General features: G+C 70.4%; 18 protein-coding genes. 12 read left to right on the top strand and 6 right to left on the bottom strand.

Features of this window, described 5'->3' with window-relative positions; all coding sequences use genetic code 11:
- Positions 1 to 32 precede the first annotated feature (32 nt).
- Positions 33 to 1,175, top strand: coding sequence for an alpha-D-ribose 1-methylphosphonate 5-triphosphate diphosphatase (locus ABE438_RS07115; RefSeq protein WP_346501863.1), 1,143 nt, complete (start codon positions 33 to 35; stop codon positions 1,173 to 1,175).
- Between the two features lie 21 nt (positions 1,176 to 1,196).
- Here the strand turns inward: ABE438_RS07115 and ABE438_RS07120 are convergent, their stop codons facing one another.
- Genes ABE438_RS07120 through ABE438_RS07130 form a run of 3 tightly spaced genes read right to left on the bottom strand, consistent with a single transcriptional unit; the run spans position 1,197 to position 3,787 of the window.
- Positions 1,197 to 1,835 (bottom strand): VOC family protein, encoded by a 639-nt coding sequence (locus tag ABE438_RS07120; protein WP_346501864.1) that lies wholly within the window; start codon positions 1,833 to 1,835, stop codon positions 1,197 to 1,199.
- Positions 1,836 to 1,857: 22 nt separating this feature from the next.
- The gene (gene uxuA, locus ABE438_RS07125) at positions 1,858 to 3,054 is read right to left on the bottom strand and encodes a mannonate dehydratase (RefSeq protein WP_346501865.1); all 1,197 of its coding nucleotides are present in this window, start codon (positions 3,052 to 3,054) and stop codon (positions 1,858 to 1,860) included.
- A 40-nt stretch (positions 3,055 to 3,094) separates the two neighbouring features.
- Entirely contained in the window at positions 3,095 to 3,787 is a 693-nt protein-coding gene (locus ABE438_RS07130; RefSeq protein WP_346501866.1) for a GntR family transcriptional regulator, read from the bottom strand.
- Between the two features lie 163 nt (positions 3,788 to 3,950).
- On the opposite strand from ABE438_RS07130, the gene ABE438_RS07135 reads away from it, so the two are divergent.
- The 6 genes from ABE438_RS07135 (at position 3,951) to cobF (ending at position 10,003) form a co-directional block, all read left to right on the top strand.
- Positions 3,951 to 5,141, top strand: coding sequence for an ABC transporter substrate-binding protein (locus tag ABE438_RS07135; protein ID WP_346501867.1), 1,191 nt, complete (start codon positions 3,951 to 3,953; stop codon positions 5,139 to 5,141).
- 109 nt (positions 5,142 to 5,250) lie between these two features.
- Positions 5,251 to 6,324 carry an ABC transporter ATP-binding protein gene (locus ABE438_RS07140; protein WP_346501868.1) on the top strand — a complete coding sequence of 358 codons (1,074 nt, stop codon included), beginning with the start codon at positions 5,251 to 5,253 and terminating at the stop codon, positions 6,322 to 6,324.
- Positions 6,321 to 7,217, top strand: a complete 897-nt coding sequence (locus ABE438_RS07145) for an ABC transporter permease (protein WP_346501869.1) — start codon at positions 6,321 to 6,323, stop codon at positions 7,215 to 7,217. The genes ABE438_RS07140 and ABE438_RS07145 overlap by 4 nt, the downstream gene beginning before the upstream one ends.
- A 3-nt stretch (positions 7,218 to 7,220) precedes the next feature.
- Positions 7,221 to 8,051, top strand: a complete 831-nt coding sequence (locus ABE438_RS07150; RefSeq protein ID WP_346501870.1) for an ABC transporter permease — start codon at positions 7,221 to 7,223, stop codon at positions 8,049 to 8,051.
- Between the two features lie 104 nt (positions 8,052 to 8,155).
- Positions 8,156 to 9,178: a DNA topoisomerase IB gene (locus ABE438_RS07155; RefSeq protein WP_346501871.1), complete on the top strand. Its 1,023-nt coding sequence runs from the start codon at positions 8,156 to 8,158 to the stop codon at positions 9,176 to 9,178.
- A 66-nt stretch (positions 9,179 to 9,244) separates the two neighbouring features.
- Complete coding sequence (gene cobF / locus ABE438_RS07160) at positions 9,245 to 10,003, top strand: precorrin-6A synthase (deacetylating) (RefSeq protein WP_346501872.1); 759 nt, start codon at positions 9,245 to 9,247, stop codon at positions 10,001 to 10,003.
- Positions 10,004 to 10,131: 128 nt separating this feature from the next.
- Here the strand turns inward: cobF and ABE438_RS07165 are convergent, their stop codons facing one another.
- Positions 10,132 to 10,842: an orotate phosphoribosyltransferase gene (locus tag ABE438_RS07165; RefSeq protein WP_346501873.1), complete on the bottom strand. Its 711-nt coding sequence runs from the start codon at positions 10,840 to 10,842 to the stop codon at positions 10,132 to 10,134.
- Positions 10,843 to 11,110: 268 nt separating this feature from the next.
- On the opposite strand from ABE438_RS07165, the gene pyrC reads away from it, so the two are divergent.
- The 4 genes from pyrC (at position 11,111) to ABE438_RS07185 (ending at position 14,715) form a co-directional block, all read left to right on the top strand.
- Positions 11,111 to 12,205 carry a dihydroorotase gene (gene pyrC, locus ABE438_RS07170; RefSeq protein ID WP_346501874.1) on the top strand — a complete coding sequence of 365 codons (1,095 nt, stop codon included), beginning with the start codon at positions 11,111 to 11,113 and terminating at the stop codon, positions 12,203 to 12,205.
- A gap of 116 nt (positions 12,206 to 12,321) precedes the next feature.
- On the top strand, positions 12,322 to 13,308 hold the full coding sequence (dusA, locus tag ABE438_RS07175) for a tRNA dihydrouridine(20/20a) synthase DusA (RefSeq protein WP_346501875.1): 987 nt from the start codon (positions 12,322 to 12,324) through the stop codon (positions 13,306 to 13,308).
- 19 nt (positions 13,309 to 13,327) lie between these two features.
- On the top strand, positions 13,328 to 13,774 hold the full coding sequence (locus tag ABE438_RS07180; RefSeq protein WP_346501876.1) for a PaaI family thioesterase: 447 nt from the start codon (positions 13,328 to 13,330) through the stop codon (positions 13,772 to 13,774).
- Positions 13,775 to 13,881: 107 nt separating this feature from the next.
- Positions 13,882 to 14,715: a sulfite exporter TauE/SafE family protein gene (locus ABE438_RS07185; RefSeq protein WP_346501877.1), complete on the top strand. Its 834-nt coding sequence runs from the start codon at positions 13,882 to 13,884 to the stop codon at positions 14,713 to 14,715.
- Between the two features lie 33 nt (positions 14,716 to 14,748).
- Here the strand turns inward: ABE438_RS07185 and ABE438_RS07190 are convergent, their stop codons facing one another.
- On the bottom strand, positions 14,749 to 14,949 hold the full coding sequence (locus ABE438_RS07190) for a DUF1289 domain-containing protein (RefSeq protein ID WP_346501878.1): 201 nt from the start codon (positions 14,947 to 14,949) through the stop codon (positions 14,749 to 14,751).
- Positions 14,946 to 15,794 (bottom strand): adenosylcobinamide-GDP ribazoletransferase, encoded by an 849-nt coding sequence (locus tag ABE438_RS07195; protein ID WP_346501879.1) that lies wholly within the window; start codon positions 15,792 to 15,794, stop codon positions 14,946 to 14,948. The genes ABE438_RS07190 and ABE438_RS07195 overlap by 4 nt, the downstream gene beginning before the upstream one ends.
- Before the next feature lie 106 nt (positions 15,795 to 15,900).
- Here ABE438_RS07195 and cobT point away from each other — a divergent pair, with 106 nt between their 5' ends.
- Positions 15,901 to 16,935, top strand: a complete 1,035-nt coding sequence (gene cobT / locus ABE438_RS07200; RefSeq protein ID WP_346501880.1) for a nicotinate-nucleotide--dimethylbenzimidazole phosphoribosyltransferase — start codon at positions 15,901 to 15,903, stop codon at positions 16,933 to 16,935.
- The last annotated feature ends 16 nt before the right edge of the window (positions 16,936 to 16,951 follow it).

The raw sequence follows: 16,951 nt of genomic DNA on the forward strand, positions 1-16,951 counted from the left end.
GGGTGCGCGGGAAGAAGCGACGGGGGCCGGGCATGGCGATCCACATCACCGGCGGGCGGGTGCTGCTCGAAGATCTCGTTGAGGCGGATGTCGTCTGCGAGGGGTCGCTGCTAGCCGCGCCCGACGCGTCCGCGCCGGCGGGCGCGCTCCACCTTGACGCGCGCGGGCTGCTCGTGCTGCCCGGCCTAGTCGACTGCCATGGCGACGCCTTCGAGCGCCATATCATGCCGCGTCCGGGCGTCGCATTCGATATCGACCTGGCCTTGCGTGACGCCGACCGGGCGCTGCTCGCCTGTGGCATCACCACCGCCTTCCATGGCGTGACCTGGTCCTGGGAGCCCGGCCTGCGCGGCGCGGAGAATGCCCGGTTGCTGGCGGCGCGGATCGCCGCGCTCGCGCCGGAGCTCGGCGCCGACACCCGCTTCCATCTGCGCCACGAGACCTTCAACCTCGACGCCGAGCCCGAGATCATCGACTGGCTGGCGGCCGGCCGGGTCGGCGTGCTCGCCTTCAACGACCATACCGAGGGCACGCTGAAGGCGCGCTACCGGCCGGACAAGGTCGGCAAGATGGTCGAGCGCTCCGGGCTGGACGCCGACGCCTTCGCCGCGCTGCTCGAGCGCGTCTATGCCCGCAAGTTAGAGGTGGCGGGCTCGGTCGCGCGGCTCGCCGCCGCAGCCCGCGCGGCCGGTGTGCCGATGCTCTCCCATGACGACATGGATCCGCAGATGCGCCGCTGGTATCGCGGGCTCGGCGTCGGCGTGGCGGAGTTCCCGATCGACGAGCCCACGGCGCGCGAGGCCGCCGCCCATGGCGAGGCGATCGTCTTCGGCGCGCCCAATGTTGTGCGCGGCGGCTCGCATACCGGCTGCCCGGCCGCCGAGGCGATGGTCCGCGCCGGGCTCTGCACCATCCTCGCCTCGGATTACTATTATCCGGCCCTGCCGCTCGCGCCCTTCCTGCTGGCGGAACGCGGCGCGGCGACGTTCGCGCAGGCCTGGGCGCTGGTCTCGCGCGCGCCGGCCGAGGCGCTCGGCCTGCACGACCGCGGCCGCATCGCGGCGGGCCTGCGCGCCGACCTCGTGCTGGTCGCGCCGGAGCCGCAGCCGCGCGTGGTCGCGACGGTTGCGGCGGGCAGGCTGGTCCACCTCGCCGACCAGCGCATCCTGGGCTGACCCCGCTCCGGTGCTTGCCGGTTAGAACAGGGTCCTGACGCCTGCCGGTGTCTCGATCGCCGCATGGTAGCGCAGCGTCTCGCCATGCCGGACCTCGGGCGGGTGGTCGACGGCCAGCGCGCCATAGAGCGCGATGACGGTCTCGGGCTCCGGATGATCGAGCCGGAACGACATGAGGCGCGCGCCGAGATCGGCGATGGTGGCCATCGATCGCGGCCTGCCGCGCCGGTCGATCAGGGATGGCGCCGCCCCGTCCAGCGGCAGCGAGCCGTCCTCGGGAATGGCGAAGTCGAAGAGCGGCGCGTCCGGCGGCAGGGCGACCTTGCCGCAGAAGATCGGCGCGTGCGCGGCGAGGACGGCGTCGATCGCATCGGTGCGGGCGACCCAGCCGCGCAGCCGGCGCCCGGCCTCCCAGTCGCTGCGGACGCGGCGGGCGTCGTCGAGGCCGAACCAGCGCGGCCGCCCCGGCGGCACCCCTTGCGGATCGACGGCGACGATCTCGAGATAGAGCGTGCCGCCGAGCTGCAGCAGATGGTTGTGCGTGCCCATATAGGCGTGGCGCTGCCCGAACGGCACGTCGAGATCGAGGCAGGCCCGGACATGCGCGACGCCCTCCGCGAGCGTCGGCGCGATGACGGTCAGGTGATCGAGCCTCAGCATCGCAGACGTCCCGCTTCGCGCCTCAGCTGGCGTAGCCCTTGACGCTCGCCAGCGCCGTTATGACTCCGCGCAATTCGGCGAGGCCGCGCAGGCGTCCGATGGCGGGATAGCCAGGGAAGGCGCCCTTGCCGAGATCGTCGAGCAGTGCGTGGCCGTGGTCCGGCCGCATCGGGATGCGCCAATGCGCCAGCCCGGCCGCCTTGCGCCGCGTCTGCTCAGCCATCAGCGCGTCGACCAGCGCCACCATGTCGGTGTCGCCGCCGAGATGCTCGGCCTCCATGAAGGAGCCGTCCGGGTCCTTGGCGACGTTGCGCAGATGCGCGAACCAGATCCGGTCGGCGAAGCGCCGCGCGATCGCCGGCACGTCGTTCTTCGGATTGGCGCCGAGCGAGCCCGAGCACAGGGTCAGCCCGTTGGAGGGGCTGTCGACCGCGCCGAGGATGAAGGCGATGTCGTCCGCATCCGAGCAGATGCGCGGCAGGCCGAACAGCGGCCGCGGCGGATCGTCCGGGTGGATGCACATGCGGATGCCGACCTCCTCGGCGGTCGGGATCACCGCCTCGAGGAAGCGCTTGAGATTGGCGCGCAGCCGGTCATGGCCCATGGCGGCGTAGCGCGCCAGGATGCGCTTGAGGCCGGGCACGTCGTAGCGGTCGAAGGCGCCGGGAAGCCCCGCCATCACATTGGCGAGCAGCCGCTCGCGATCGGGTTCGGAGGAGCGCTCGAACCAGGCCCTGGCGCGCTCCATCACCGCCGGCGGATGGCCTTGGTCGGCACCGGGGCGCTCCAGCATGAAATGGTCGACGACGACGTATTCGTGCAGGTTGAAGCGCAGCGCCGTGCCGCCGCCCGGCAGGGGCTGCGCCAGCTCGGTGCGCGTCCAGTCCAGCACCGGCATGAAGTTGTAGCAGACCACATCGATGCCGCAGGCGGCGAGATTGCGCAGCGACTGGCGGTAGTTGGCGAAGATCGGCTCGAGATCGCCTTCGCCGATCTTGACGCTCTCATGCACCGGCAGGCTCTCGACCACCGACCAGCGCAGGCCGAGCGTCGGATCGGCCTCGATGATGGCCTTGCGGGCCGTGATCGCCTCGACGCTCCAGACCTCGCCATAGGGGATCTGATGCAGGGCGTTGACGATGCCGCGCGCGCCCGCCTGCCGGGCCTGCGCGAGCGTCACCACGTCGTCGGGGCCGAACCAGCGCCAGGTCTGTTCCATTGTGGGGTCTCGTCTCCAGAAGCCGCGGGGTGCGGCGGTGTCAGCTAGCGCGGGGCACGCCATGGCCGGCGAAGGCGTCGCCATGCCGGCGTTCGATGGTGGCGATGGCGTCGAAGACGGTGCGCAGATGCGCCCGCATCGTCCGCTCCGCCTGCTCGGCATCGCCGGCGCAGACCGCCTCGATGATGCGCCGGTGCTCGTCGAGGATCATTTCGGACCAGCCGTCCGTCTCCAGCGACAGGCAGCGGGCGCGGTCGAGCTGCGCCTTGACGCTCTCGATCATGTTCCAGACCGAGGGGTGCCCGGCGAGGCGCGAGAGCTCGGCGTGGAAGGCGTCGTCGGCGCTGAAGAAGCCGGCGCGGTCCTGCGCCGCCAGCGCCGCCTCCTGCCGCCGCAGCAGCCCGTGCAGCGCGGCGCGACCGGCCTCGTCGATGCGCTGGGCGGCCAGCATCACGGTGCGGCATTCCAGGGTCTCGCGCACGAACTGGCTGTCATGCACCGCGCCGAGATCGATCGGCGCCACGAAGGTGCCGACCTGCGGCACCACGACGAGGAAGCCTTCCTCGACCAGCCGCTTGAAGGATTCGCGCACGGGCGTGCGGCTGACGCCGAACTGCGCCGCCATGCGTGCTTCCGAGATTGCCTCGCCCGGACGCAGCGCAGCGCTGAGGATATCCGCCCGCAAGGCGCGGTGGATCTCGTCGGTGCTTTGTCGCGCTGCAGGGATGCCCATTGCCAAGCTCTAGTTCACTAGTATACTAGGATACCGATCGCCGCGGTGATAAGCAACTCCATAAGCCCGCGGACGGATCGATTGCCGGTGAGTGCCCGGCAGGGCTCGCCGGGGCAGTTCCGTGGGTCGCTAAAGGCGCAGAGTCGCCAGCAGGGGAGTGAAAATGGTTCAGGACAGCATCAATCGGCGCCGGTTCATCGGTGGTGTCGCGGGCGTTGCCGGCGTGGCTATCGCGCCGGGCGTCTTCGCGCAGCAGCTCAAGCTGCCGACCTCTCCGGTCACGCTCTCTGTCGTCGACGTCGCGGGCAATCTCGCGCTGACGCAGAAGGCCATCGAAAACTATCGCAAGGCCAAGCCCGAGCTGGTCTCGCGCATCACCTTCACCAAGGCGCCGGCCCCCGAGCTGCCGGGCAAGATCAAGGCCCAGCAGGCCGCCAACCGCGTCGACATCGACCTGGTGCTGACCGGCAACGACGCGCTGGCCGCCGGCGTCGAGCAGGGCCTCTGGCAGGCGCTGCTGCCGGACCATGCCGGCGCGCTGCCCAAGCTCGACGAGATCTATCTCGAAGGCGCCGCCAAGATGCAGGCGCTGGCGAGCGGGCAGGGCGTGGTGGTGACCTACTACCCGTCCGGGCCGCTGCTCGAATATATGCCCGACAAGGTCAAGACCCCGCCGACCACGGCGGAGGATCTGCTCGCCTACACCAGGCAGAACAAGGGCCGCTTCATCTACGCCCGCCCGGCCAATTCCGGCCCCGGCCGCACCTTGATCATGGGCCTGCCCTACATCCTCGGCGATTCCGACCCGAAGGACCCGGTCAAGGGCTGGAGCAAGACCTGGGCCTATCTGCGCGAGCTCGGCGAGAACATCGACTACTACCCGGCCGGCACCGGTGCGCTGATGAAGGAGCTCGGCGAGGGCTCGCGCGACATGACGGTGACCACCACGGGCTGGGACATCAACCCGCGCGTGCTCGGCGTGGTGCCGAAGGAGGCCAAGGTGGCTGCCCTCAAGGGCTTCCACTGGGTCACCGACGCCCACTACATGTGCATCCCCAAGGGGGTGGGCGACGCCAAGCTCGCCGTGCTGCTCGACCTGATGAGCTTCCTGCTCACCAAGGAGCAGCAGGCCTACACCTATGACGAGGGCTATTTCTATCCCGGCCCGGCGGTGAAGGGCGTCACGCTCGACATGGCTCCGCCCGAGAGCCAGAAGGCGATCAAGGAGTTCGGCCGGCCCGAATACGACAAGCTGATCGCCGAGAACCCGATCGAGACGCCGCTCGACCCCGACAAGATGGTCGTCGCCTTCCGCATGTGGGACGAGCAGGTCGGCGGCGCCAAGCGCAAGTAAGCCGTCCCGCCGTCAACGCCATGGCCGGGCCGCCCCAGGGCGGCCCGGCACTCCCGCCGTCGCCTGCCCCTGCCGGACGCGCCGTCCGTTCCAAACCCGATGGTCCTTCATGACGATACATGCCGCGAACTTCCGTGAACTCAGGCTCGACCGGCTCTGTCGCGATTTCGGCAGCCACAATGCGGTCAAGGACGTCTCGCTGACGATCGGCAAGGGCGAGTTCATCGCGCTGCTCGGCCCCTCCGGCTGCGGCAAGTCGACCACGCTGAACCTGATCGCGGGCCTGCTGCCGGCGACCGGCGGCGGCATCTGGCTCGACGACCGGCGCATCGATCCGCTGCGCCCGGAAGAGCGCGGCTTCGGCATGGTCTTCCAGAACTACGCGCTGTTCCCGCATATGAACGTGCGCAAGAATATCGGCTTCGGCCTGAAGATGCGCGGCGTCGCACGCGCCGAGATCGACCGTCGCGTCGACGAGGCGGCCGCGCTGGTGCGTCTGCAGAGTCAGGTCGAGAAGCTGCCGGGCCAGCTCTCCGGCGGCCAGCAGCAGCGCGTCGCCATCGCCCGCGCCATCGTGGTCGAGCCGCCGCTGGTCCTGATGGACGAGCCGCTCTCCAATCTCGACGCCAAGCTGCGGCTCGAAATGCGCGCCGAGATCCGCCGCATCCACAATGCGCTCGGCGCCACGACGATCTACGTCACCCACGACCAGGAGGAGGCGCTGTCGCTGGCCGACCGCATCGTGGTCATGCGCGACGGCGCGGTACGCCAGGTCGGCACGCCGGAGGACCTGTTCGCGCGGCCGGAGCATCTCGACGTCGCCGAGTTCATGGGCTTCCGCAACAAGGTCGCCGGGACGGTCGCGGCCGTCTCCGGCGATGAGGTCACCGTGACGATCGGCGATGCCAGCCTGCGCGGCAGGCTGCGCGAGCCGGTCTCTGTCGGCGCCCCCTGCTGGGTGGCGATCCGGCCCGAAGACCTGCACATGGCCGCCTCCGGGCAGGGCGGGCTCGAGGCCGAGGCGGTCTCGACCGAGTTCCGCGGCCGCGAGTTCGTCGGCTTCGCCCGCATGGCGGACGGCACCGACCTCTCCTTCATGGCGGCCGACCGCATCGAGCCCGGCGCCAAGGTCGCGCTCGCGGCCGAGCCGGACCGCGTGCTGGTGTTCGGGGGCGGGCGATGAGCGCGCCGGCCGCGACCGATATCCCGCTGGCGCAGCGCCTCGCCGCGCGCGGGCTCGACGGGCTGACGCTGCTGGTGCTGCCGGCGGTGATCTTCCTGCTGGGCCTGTTCATCTACCCGTTCCTGTACGGGCTGTTCCTGTCGTTCACGCCCAAGGCCGGCGGCAGCATCTTCGCCAATTACCAGCGCTTCTTCTCCGATTCCTATCTCTACGGCACGATCGCGACGACGCTCTGGCTGGCGCTGCCGGTCACCATCGCGACGCTGGTGCTGGCGATCCCGATCGCCTTCCGCGTCCGGCTGATGAAGAACCAGCGCTTGCTGACAACCATCCTGGTGATCCCGATCACGCTCGGCACCGTGCTGGTGGCGCAGGGGCTGCTCAACTATCTCGGGCCGCAGGGCTGGTTCAACCGCACCCTGATGACGCTCGGCATCATCGATTCGCCGGTGCGCCTGCTGCACAATTACTGGGGCGTGATGCTCTCGCTGGTCATCACCGGCTTCCCCTTCACCTTCCTGCTGACGCTCTCCTACATCACCGGCGTCGATCCGGCGCTGGAGCAGGCGGCGGCGACGCTGGGTGCCGGGCCGTGGGAGCGCTTCAAGCACATCCTGTTCCCGCTGCTGCTGCCGGGGCTGGCGATCACCTTCTGCCTGAGCTTCGTGCAGGCCTTCTCGGTCTTCCCCTCGGCGGTGCTGCTCGGCGCGCCCGCGGGACCGACGCGGGTGATCTCGATCGCGGCCTATCAGGCAGCGTTCGAGGAGTACGACTACTCGATGGCGTCCGCCGTCGCGATGGTGATGGGCATGGTCCAGCTCGCCATCGTGGTCGCGGTGCTGGGACTGCGCGGCCTGCTCTATCGCGGTCCCGCCGGCGGCGGAAAGGGCTGAGCCATGGTCAAGGACACCCGTCTCCAGACCCGGCTCTGGGCCGCGGCGAACTGGGCGCTGATCGCCTTCTTCATCGTCAACCTGTTCGCGATGATCGCGACGGTGGTGACCTCCTCCTTCTCCACCCGCTGGCTGCGCTCCTGGCTGCCCGACGGCTGGACCACGAAATGGTATTCGGCCGCCTGGGCCGAGTTCCAGCTCGGCGACGTGCTGAGCGTCACCTTCCAGATCGTCTTCCTGGTGGTGCTGCTCTCGGGGCTGATCGGCGTGCCGGCCGCCTATGCGCTGGCGCGGCGCGATTTCCCCGGCAAGAAGCTGGTGATGCTGCTCTTCCTGCTGCCGCTGCTGGTGCCGCCGATCACCTTCGGCATTCCGCTGGCGACGGTGCTCTACCAGGCGGGGCTGGCCGGCTCAATGTCCGGCGTGGTGCTGGCCAATCTCGTGCCGACCGTGCCCTTCGTCATCCTGGTGATGATCCCGTTCATCGAGCAGATCGACACCAAGATCGAGGCGGCGGCCCGCGTCTTCGGCGCCAACACCTTCAAGCTGTTCGTGCACGTGCTGCTGCCGCTGCTGCTGCCGGGCATCCTCGCGGCACTGCTGCTGGTGCTGGTGCGCACGCTCGCCATGTTCGAGCTGACCTTCCTCACGGCCGGCCCGACCAGCCAGACGCTGGTGGTCGCGCTCTACTACGCGGTCTTCGCCGCCGGCGTGCGCGCCGTGCAGTCGATCGATGCCATGGCGGTGATCTACATGGTCACGACGCTGGTCTGGCTGATCATCGCGCTGCGCTTCGTCAACCCGACGCAGATCGTGGCGCGCGCCAAGCGCTGACGGAAGGCTCGACCAAGGACTCGCCGCCGCCCGCGCGGCGGCGAGGGAACCTCGCGGCCCGTGCCGCATTCCTCCGCAGCCGGTTGCGCTGTGGAGGATCATCGATGCAGATCAGGGCCGAGGCAGGACAGGCGCCGCGCAGGACCCGCCTGCGGCGCGCCAGCATCGACGATCTCACCATAAGGCGGGTCAGGGTCGGCCGGCATTTCGGCTATCGCGACGCGCAGGGCGGCAAGGTCGCCGACAAGGAGACGCTGGCCCGCATCCGCTCCCTCGCCATTCCGCCGGCCTATGACGATGTGCGCATCGCCGCCGATCCGCGCGCCCATCTCCAGGCGGTGGGGCGCGACGAAGCCGGCCGCATCCAGCACCGCTATCATCCCGACTGGGAGCGGGTGCGCGAGCGCCGCAAGCTCAAGCGCCTCTCCAGCCTGATCGGCGTGCTGCCGCGCCTGCGCCAGCGCATCGAGCACGACCTCAAGGACCGTACGCTCTCGCGCAACAAGGCACTGGCGGCGGCCGCCGCGGTGATCGACCGCTGCCATATCCGCGTCGGCAACGAGGTCTACGCCCGCACCCATGGCAGCTACGGCGCCTCGACCCTGCTGAAGCGCCATGTCGCGGTCAGCGGCAGCCGCGTCGCCCTGAGCTTCCGCGGCAAGGCCGGAAAGGACATCGCCTGCGAATGCGAGGATGCCCGGCTGGCGCGCGCCATCGCCCGGCTCGCGACGCTGCCGGGGCGACGCCTGTTCCAGTATCGCGAGGATGACGGCTCGGTCGCGATCGTATCGGCCTCCGAGATCAACGCCTATCTGCGCGAGGCGGCCGGGATGCCGGTCTCCAGCAAGGATCTGCGCATGCTGGCGGCCAATGCCGCCGCTGCCGAGCTGCTGCTCGCCTCCGACATCGCCGCCAGCGAGCGCGGCCGCCGCCGCCAGCTCGCCGACATCATGCGCGCCATCGCCGAGCGACTGGTCAACACCCCGGCGGTCGTCCGCAAGAGCTATGTCCACGCGATCGTGGTCGATTCCTACGCTTCCGGCCGGCTCCAGAGCGCCTATCGGAAGGCGCGCGGCCGGGGCGGCTGCTCGCGCATCGAGCGGGCGCTCGGCGTGCTCGCCGGCTGAGGCGAGGCTGCGCCGTCGCCCCCGCCCGTGCTATGCGCTGCCGCGGATGCGGCGGCGAGGGACTTCATGCGCAGGCTCAGGATCATCGGCATCGGCGCCGGCAACCCCGACCACCTCACCTTGCAGGCCGTAGCGGCACTGAACACGCTCGACGTGGTCTTCCTGCCCGACAAGGGCAGCGAGAAGGGCGCGCTGCGGGCGCTGCGCGAGGAGATCTGCCGCCGCCACGTCACCCGCCCCGACATCCGCATGGTGCCGCTCGCCGTGCCGAAGCGGGCCGAGGCAGGAAATGACTATCGCGGCGCGGTCGACGACTGGCACGCCGCGCTGGCCGAGGCCTATGAGCGGCTCTTCCGCGACCATCTGGCCGAGGGAGAGACCGGCGGCCTGCTGGTCTGGGGCGACCCGGCCCTCTACGACAGCACGCTGCGCATCGTCGAGGCGGTCTGCGCCCGCGGGCTGGCGCTCGACTATGACGTCATCCCCGGTATCAGCAGTGTGCAGGCGCTGGCCGCGTCCCATCGCCTCGTGCTGAACGGCATCGGCGAATCGGTGCTGGTCACCACCGGCCGCCGGCTGGCGCAGGAGGGGTTTCCGCAGAATGCCGGCAGCGTCGTCGCCATGCTGGACGGCGAGCAGGCCTTCGCGGCGATCGATCCCGCCGGGCTGGAGATCTGGTGGGGCGCCTATCTCGGTGCCGAGACGGAAATCCTCGCCAGCGGGCCGCTGGCAGAGGTCTCCGAGGAAATCCGCCGCCGCCGCGCCGAGGCCCGCGCCGCCCATGGCTGGATCATGGACACCTATCTGCTGCGCCGGTCGCGCTAGACGGGCGAGTGGGCAGGGGCTCTATCGCGCGATCGGCGCCTCGCGCCTGGCGGCGCACGGCGCTGATCCGAGGTCGATAAGGGCGAGAACACGGTGGCGACGGACGCAAGGCCCGCCGCCATACAGTCTCAGCCCTTCTTCTGCTGGCCGAATTCCGAGATGCCGCCATGCGCGCCCGACCATTTGGCCGGCTCGTTCAGGAAGCTCTCGACCTCGGCCAGGATCTTCGGCTCGAAATGGCCGCTGGCCTTGGCGGCGGCGAGCACGTCCCACCAGGTGGTGAGGTAGTGCAGCTTCACGCCGATCTCGTCCATCATCTCCCGGCCTTCCTTGAAGATGTCGTAGTAGAACAGCACGAAGCAGTGATCGACCTTGGCGCCGGCGTCGCGCAGGGCCTTGCAGAAATTGACCTTGCTGCCGCCGTCGGTCGCCAGGTCCTCGACGAGCAGGGTGCGCGCGCCCTCGACGACCTCGCCCTCGATCTGCGCGTTGCGGCCAAAGCCCTTGGGCTTCTTGCGGACATACTGCATCGGCAGTGACAGCCGGTCCGAGATCCAGGCGGCGAAGGGGATGCCGGCCGTCTCGCCGCCGGCGACGATGTCGATCGATTCGTAGCCGATGTCGCGCACGATGGTGGTGGCGGCGAAGTCGATCAGCGAGGAGCGCAGCCGCGGGAAGGAGATGATCTTGCGGCAGTCGATATAGACCGGGCTCGCCCAGCCCGAGGTGAAGGTGAAGGGCTTGTCGCTGTAGAAGTGGACCGCCTTGATCTCGAGCAGCATCTTCGCCGCTTCGAGCGCGATCGTGGCCCGGTCGACCGGCATGTAGAGGTTGGTCATGGTCTCGCTCTCCCAGGCCCGCGCGCACGACTGCGGCGCCGGGCGGCGGCGTCGTGGGCGGTTGCGATGTGGCAAACGGCCTCTTTTCCGCAGGTTGCGGCCGCCGGTCAATCCCGCCGCGCGGCATTTCCCACCGCGATCGCGTGACGGGCGCGGCTTGCGGGGGCGACGGCCCGGCCCGTCCATGGTAAGCGCCCGCAGCGGCGGCGACGGCCGCGGGCGGTTTTTGCGCGGATGCGCGCGGCTAAGGGCAGAGCGAGGGCAGGGCATGAGCGTCACGGATCTCTTCGGCAGCAGGCAGGACGCGGCCGCCGGCACCTTCGAGACGCTGACCATCCGCCGCCCGGACGACTGGCACGTCCATCTGCGCGACGGCGCGATGCTGAAGGCCGTTCTGCCCTTCACCGCCACGCAGTTCCGCCGCGGCATCATCATGCCGAACCTGGTGCCGCCGGTGACCTCGGTCGACGCGGCCAGCGCCTATCGCGAGCGTATCCTGGCGGCGCGGCCGGAGGGCAGCGACTTCACCCCGCTGATGACCTGCTATCTCACCGACGCGACCGACCCGGCCGAGATCGAGCGCGGCTTCCGCGAGGGCGTCTGGGTCGCCGCCAAACTTTATCCCTCCGGCGCCACCACCAACTCGCATCACGGCGTTACCAGCATCCCGAAGCTCGCCCCCGTGCTGGAGCGGATGGAGGCGATCGGCATGCCGGTGCTGGTCCATGGTGAATCGACCGATCCCGAGGTCGACATCTTCGACCGCGAGGCGGTCTTCATGGAGACCGAGATGCTGCCGCTGCTCAAGCGCCATCCCGGGCTCAAGGTCGTGGTCGAGCACGTCACCACCGCCGAGACGGTCGAGATCGTGCGCGCCCATGCCGGCCGCGCCGCCGGCACGATCACGCCGCACCACCTCATCATCAACCGCACCTCGATCTTCCAGGGCGGCCTGCGCCCGCATCTCTACTGCTTGCCCGTCGCCAAGCGCGAGCGGCACCGGCTGGCGCTGCGCAAGGCCGCGACCGCCGGCGACGGCAACTTCTTCATCGGCACCGACACCGCCCCGCATCTGCGCAGCGCCAAGCAGGCCGAATGCTGCTCGGCCGGCGTCTTCGGCGGCGCCACCGCACTGCAGACCTATGTCCAGGTCTTCGACGAGGAGGGCGCGCTCGACCGGTTCGAGGCCTTCGCCTCCGAGAACGGCGCGCGCTTCTACGGGCTGCCGCTGAACCAGGGCACGATCACGCTGGAAAAGCGCCCCTGCCGCGTCTCGCCGGCGGTCGCGGTCGGCGAGGAGGACGTGGTGGTCTTCCGCGGCGGCGAGGAACTGCCCTGGTCGCTCGGCGCCATCGCGGGCTGAAGGGGCTGCGCCTGATTCGCGCCATCGGTTGAAAAACCGCGCGGGTCCGCTAGGTGTGGGGCGATGAACCGTCCCCGGCGGCCCGCCAGACCGCCCTTAGCAGCAGGACCCGAGGCTTGGATCTTCGTTTTTCCGTCGCGCCTATGATGGACTGGACCGATCGGCATTGCCGTGTCGTCCATCGCCTGATGTCGCGCCGCGCGCGGCTCTATAGCGAGATGGTCACCGCCCAGGCCGTGATCCGCGGCGACCGCGAGCGGCTGATCGGCTTCGACGCGGTCGAGCATCCCGTCGCGCTCCAGCTCGGCGGCAACGACCCGGCCCTGCTGGCGCAGGCGGCCCGGATCGGCGCCGATTTCGGCTATGACGAGATCAACCTGAACTGCGGCTGCCCCTCCGACCGGGTGCAGGGCGGAGCCTTCGGCGCCTGTCTGATGAAGGAGCCGGCGCTGGTGGGCGACTGCGTCGCCGCGATGAAGGCCGCCGTGGCCATCCCCGTCACGGTGAAGTGCCGCACCGGCGTCGACGAGCAGGACCCCGAGGCCGCGCTCGACGCGCTGACCGCGAGCGTCCGCGCCGCCGGCGTCGACGCGCTGATCGTCCATGCCCGCAAGGCCTGGCTGCAGGGGCTCTCGCCCAAGGAGAACCGCGAGGTGCCGCCGCTCGATTACGAGCGCGCCTATCGGCTCAAGGCGGCCAATCCCGGACTGATCGTCGCGCTCAACGGCGGCATCCGTGCGCCGGACGAGTGGCTGCCGCATCTGGAGCGTCTCGACGGCGTGATGATCGGCCGCGAGGCCTACCAGAATCCCGAAATCCTGCTGGCGGTCGATCCGCTGCTCCATGGCGAGGCGCCGCCGGTGTCGGACGCCTTCGCCATGCTGGAGGCGCTGGAGCCCTTCATCGCGGCGCATCTGGAGCGCGGCGGCCGGCTGCATGCCTTCACCCGCCACCTCGTCGGGCTCTTCCCAGGCCGGCGCGGTTCGCGCCTGTTCCGCCGCCATCTCGCCGAGCATTGCGTCGCGGCCGGCGCCGGCCTCGCCGATTTGCGCGCCGCGATCGCCCATGTCGAGCGCGAGCGCCCCGTCATCGCCGCCGCGTGAGCCGCCCGAGGGTTTTTCCATGAGCGCTGCCGAACCCGCAGTCGTCGCGCGCGTCGAGGCGAGCTTCGCACGCCAGGCCTTCATGGCGACGCTGGGTGCGCGACTCGCCCATGTCGGCGCGGGCGAGGTCGAGGTGCATCTGCCGGTGGCGGCCCATCTCGGCCAGCAGCACGGTTTCGTGCATGCCGGCGCCGTCGCCACGATCGCCGACAATGCCTGCGGCTTCGCGGCTTTGACCCTGATGCCGCCCGGCACCGGCGTGCTGACCGCCGAGTTCAAGATCAACCTGCTGGCGCCTGCGACCGGCGAGGCGCTGATCGCGCGTGGCCGTGTGGTGAAGGCTGGCCGCACGCTGACGCTGGCCATGGCCGAGGTGTTCTCGGTCTCGGGCGGGGCCGAGAAGCTCTGCGCCATGATGACCGCGACCTGCATGACGATCGCCGGGCGCGAGGGCATCGCCGACTGAGGGCGGCCCGCGGCCGGGCGACGCATGCCCGGCCTGCCATGGGCAAGCTTGCCCTTTCGTCACAAACGCTTAAGACCGCCGCGACGTCCTTCCCGATCGGATATGCGATGATCGCCGGCATTCCCCTGAACGACCTGATCTTCCTCGCGGTCTCGCTGGTCGCAGCCGGGGCCGTCACCGGGCTGCTCGCCGGCGTGTTCGGCGTCGGCGGCGGCGCGGTGGTCGTGCCGGTGCTCTACGAGGTCTTCCGCGTGATCGGCGTGCCGGACGAGGTGCGGATGCCGCTCGCGGTCGGCACCTCGCTGGCGGTGATCATCCCGACCTCTATCCGCTCCTTCAACGCCCATCGCGCCAAGGGCATGGTCGACACCTCGATCATCAAGGTCTGGGCGGTGCCGGTCGTGCTCGGCGTCATCGGCGGCAGCGTCATCGCCCGCTACGCGCCGGCCGACCTGTTCAAGGCGGTGTTCGTCGCCGTCGCCTTCATCAGCGCGCTGCGGCTGCTCTTCGCCTCCGACCGCTGGAAGCTCGGCGACGACATGCCGGGCCCCTTCCTGATGCGTGTCTACGGGCTGGTGATCGGCGTGCTCTCGGCGCTGATGGGCATCGGCGGCGGCCAGCTTTCCAGCCTGTTCATGACCTTCTACGGCCGGCCGATCCACCAGGCGGTCGCGACCTCGTCCGGCCTCGGCGTGCTGATCTCGATCCCCGGCGCGCTCGGCTACATCTATGCCGGCTGGCCGAAGATGGACGTGCTGCCGGCCTTCTCGCTCGGCTATGTCTCGCTGATCGGCTTCCTGCTGTTCATCCCGACTTCGATCTGGACGGCGCCGATCGGCGCGCGGCTGGCGCACCGGCTGTCGAAGCGAAGGCTCGAGGTCGCCTTCGGCCTGTTCCTGCTCGTGGTCTGCGTCCGTTTCGCCTGGTCGCTGATCGCCTGAGGAGCGCGCCTGCTGCCCTAAGGGCAGCTTCCCTCAGCCCGGCTGGCGTGGATGCCGCCCGGCCTGCGCCGCGCCGAGGCGCTCGCCCAGCGTCGCCATGATCGCGCGCCGCTCCGCCTCCGAGAGCCGCGACCATTGCGCGATTTCCTGCAAGGTTCGGCCGCAGCCTTCGCACAGCCCGCTCGCCTGATCGATCACGCAGATCTGCACGCAGGGGGTGGAGACGCCGGTCACGCGGCGGCCCAGCCGAGCGCGGCGGCGAGGCCGAGATAGATCGCGATCTCGCCGAGCTGCTGCGCCGCGCCGAGGATGTCGCCGGTCTGCCCGCCGATCAGGCGCCGCGCCATGGAGGCGAGCAGCGAGCCGGCCAGCACCGACAGAGCGAGCCCGAGCAGCAGGCCGGGCAGGGGCAGCAGGCCGGCAGCCCCCAGCGCCAGCGCGACGGCTCCCGACAAGCCATAGGCTACAGGCAGCACCGAACGCGCCGGCTGGCCGACGGCGGCGGAAGCACCGTCGCGCCGGGTCGGCGGGGTGGTGGCGAGGATGCGGATGCCCTCGACGCGCGACCAAGGCGCTGCGGCGAGCACGGCCGCCGCCATGGCGAGCGGGCCCGAAGCCTCGAGGATCGCGGCCAGCGCCGTCACCCGCAGCAGCACCGAGAGCCCCAGCGCCAGCGCCCCGAAGGTGCCGACGCGGCTGTCCTTCATGATCTCCAGCCGGCGCTCCGGCGTGTGCCCGCCGAACAGCCCATCGGCGGTGTCGGCGAGCCCGTCCTCGTGGAAGGCGCCGGTGGTGACGACCAGCGCGGTCACGGTGAGCGCAGCCGCCAGCAGCGGCGCGATCCCGGCCAGCCCGGCCAACAGGGCGGTCACGGTTGCGGGCAGGGCGATTGCCAGCGCCGCTAGAGGCAGGGCGCGCGGCACCAGCCGGAAATCGGGCAGGCCATGGGGCGTCTCGCCCGGCAGGGCCGGCACGGGCAGGCGCGAATAGAAGCGGATGCAGGTCGCTGTCGCGATCGCCCACCCCGGCCAGTTGGGGGGCGTCGCCTGCGTCGCATCATCGCTGTCGGTCTGCGTCACGCCACCCTCGGATTGTCTTCGGCGACTCCAGCCTATAGCAGCAGCGGCGAGTGCGCGGCGATGCCCGTGCGAGTCCGACATTCCAGGCTTCCACGAGAACGCTGCGATGACCGCCTCCGGCCTGCCCTTCGACGATATCCGTAACCTGCTCGCCAATATGCCAGGCCCCGACATGGCCGCCGCCAATGCGGTGCGCGCCCGCGACAAGCAACTGACCAAGCCCGCGGGCAGCCTCGGCCGCCTCGAGGAGATCGCCGAATGGCTCGCCGCCTGGCAGGGCAAGGCGCCCCCGCGCGTCGACCGGCCGCTGGTCTGCGTCTTCGCCGGCAATCACGGCGTGGTGGCGCAGGGCGTCTCGGCCTATCCGCAGTCGGTGACCCGGCAGATGCTGGAGAACTTTGCCGCCGGCGGAGCCGCTATTAACCAGATCTGCGCCGCCTACGATCTCGGCTTCAAGGTCTTCGACCTGGCGCTCGACCTGCCGACCGGCGACTTCACCCGCGAGGATGCGCTCGACGAGCGCGCCTGCGTCGCCACCATGGCCTTCGGCATGGAGGCGCTCGCCGGCGGGGCCGACCTGCTGGCGCTGGGCGAAATGGGTATCGGCAACACCACCTCGGCGGCGGCGATCTTCGCGGCGCTCTATGGCGGTGACGTCGCCCGCTGGTGCGGCCGTGGCACCGGGCTCGACGATGCCGGGCTGGCGCGCAAGGTCGCGGCGGTGGAGGCCGGGCTGAAGCGGCACGCGGCGCATCTCGCCGATCCGCTCGAAGTGCTGCGTCGCTTCGGCGGGCGTGAGATCGCGGCGATCTGCGGCGCGATCCTGGCCGCGCGCCTGCAGCGCATCCCGGTGATTCTCGACGGCTATGTCGTCACCGCCGCCGCAGCCATCCTGCATGCGCTCGATCCGGCGGCGCTCGACCATTGCATCGCCGGCCATCTCTCGGCCGAGGGCGCGCATGCGGAGGTGCTGGTGCGCCTCGGCAAGCAGCCGCTGCTGGCGCTCGACATGCGCCTCGGCGAGGCGACGGGCGCCGCGCTGGCAGCCGGGCTCGTCAAGGCGGCGGCCGGTGTGCATTCCGGCATGGCGACGTTCGCGCAGGCCGGCGTCTCCGGCAAGGACGCGGCCGCTACGCACTGATCTGCGCGAGAACCGC

The sequence above is a fragment of the Allobosea sp. TWI1241 genome (assembly GCF_039673065.1).
GTDB lineage: Bacteria > Pseudomonadota > Alphaproteobacteria > Rhizobiales > Beijerinckiaceae > Allobosea.

Bases quoted from the DNA above. Each gene is read 5' to 3' on its own strand.
- ABE438_RS07180 (WP_346501876.1), top strand. From the start codon at position 13,328: ATGAGCGCTGCCGAACCCGCAGTCGTCGCGCGCGTCGAGGCGAGCTTC.
- ABE438_RS07150 (WP_346501870.1), top strand. From the start codon at position 7,221: ATGGTCAAGGACACCCGTCTCCAGACCCGGCTCTGGGCCGCGGCGAAC.
- ABE438_RS07115 (WP_346501863.1), top strand. From the start codon at position 33: ATGGCGATCCACATCACCGGCGGGCGGGTGCTGCTCGAAGATCTCGTT.
- ABE438_RS07120 (WP_346501864.1), bottom strand. From the start codon at position 1,835: ATGCTGAGGCTCGATCACCTGACCGTCATCGCGCCGACGCTCGCGGAG.
- ABE438_RS07130 (WP_346501866.1), bottom strand. From the start codon at position 3,787: ATGGGCATCCCTGCAGCGCGACAAAGCACCGACGAGATCCACCGCGCC.
- pyrC (WP_346501874.1), top strand. From the start codon at position 11,111: ATGAGCGTCACGGATCTCTTCGGCAGCAGGCAGGACGCGGCCGCCGGC.
- ABE438_RS07135 (WP_346501867.1), top strand. From the start codon at position 3,951: ATGGTTCAGGACAGCATCAATCGGCGCCGGTTCATCGGTGGTGTCGCG.
- ABE438_RS07165 (WP_346501873.1), bottom strand. From the start codon at position 10,842: ATGACCAACCTCTACATGCCGGTCGACCGGGCCACGATCGCGCTCGAA.
- ABE438_RS07145 (WP_346501869.1), top strand. From the start codon at position 6,321: ATGAGCGCGCCGGCCGCGACCGATATCCCGCTGGCGCAGCGCCTCGCC.
- cobF (WP_346501872.1), top strand. From the start codon at position 9,245: ATGCGCAGGCTCAGGATCATCGGCATCGGCGCCGGCAACCCCGACCAC.
- ABE438_RS07155 (WP_346501871.1), top strand. From the start codon at position 8,156: ATGCAGATCAGGGCCGAGGCAGGACAGGCGCCGCGCAGGACCCGCCTG.
- ABE438_RS07140 (WP_346501868.1), top strand. From the start codon at position 5,251: ATGACGATACATGCCGCGAACTTCCGTGAACTCAGGCTCGACCGGCTC.
- ABE438_RS07185 (WP_346501877.1), top strand. From the start codon at position 13,882: ATGATCGCCGGCATTCCCCTGAACGACCTGATCTTCCTCGCGGTCTCG.
- uxuA (WP_346501865.1), bottom strand. From the start codon at position 3,054: ATGGAACAGACCTGGCGCTGGTTCGGCCCCGACGACGTGGTGACGCTC.
- cobT (WP_346501880.1), top strand. From the start codon at position 15,901: ATGACCGCCTCCGGCCTGCCCTTCGACGATATCCGTAACCTGCTCGCC.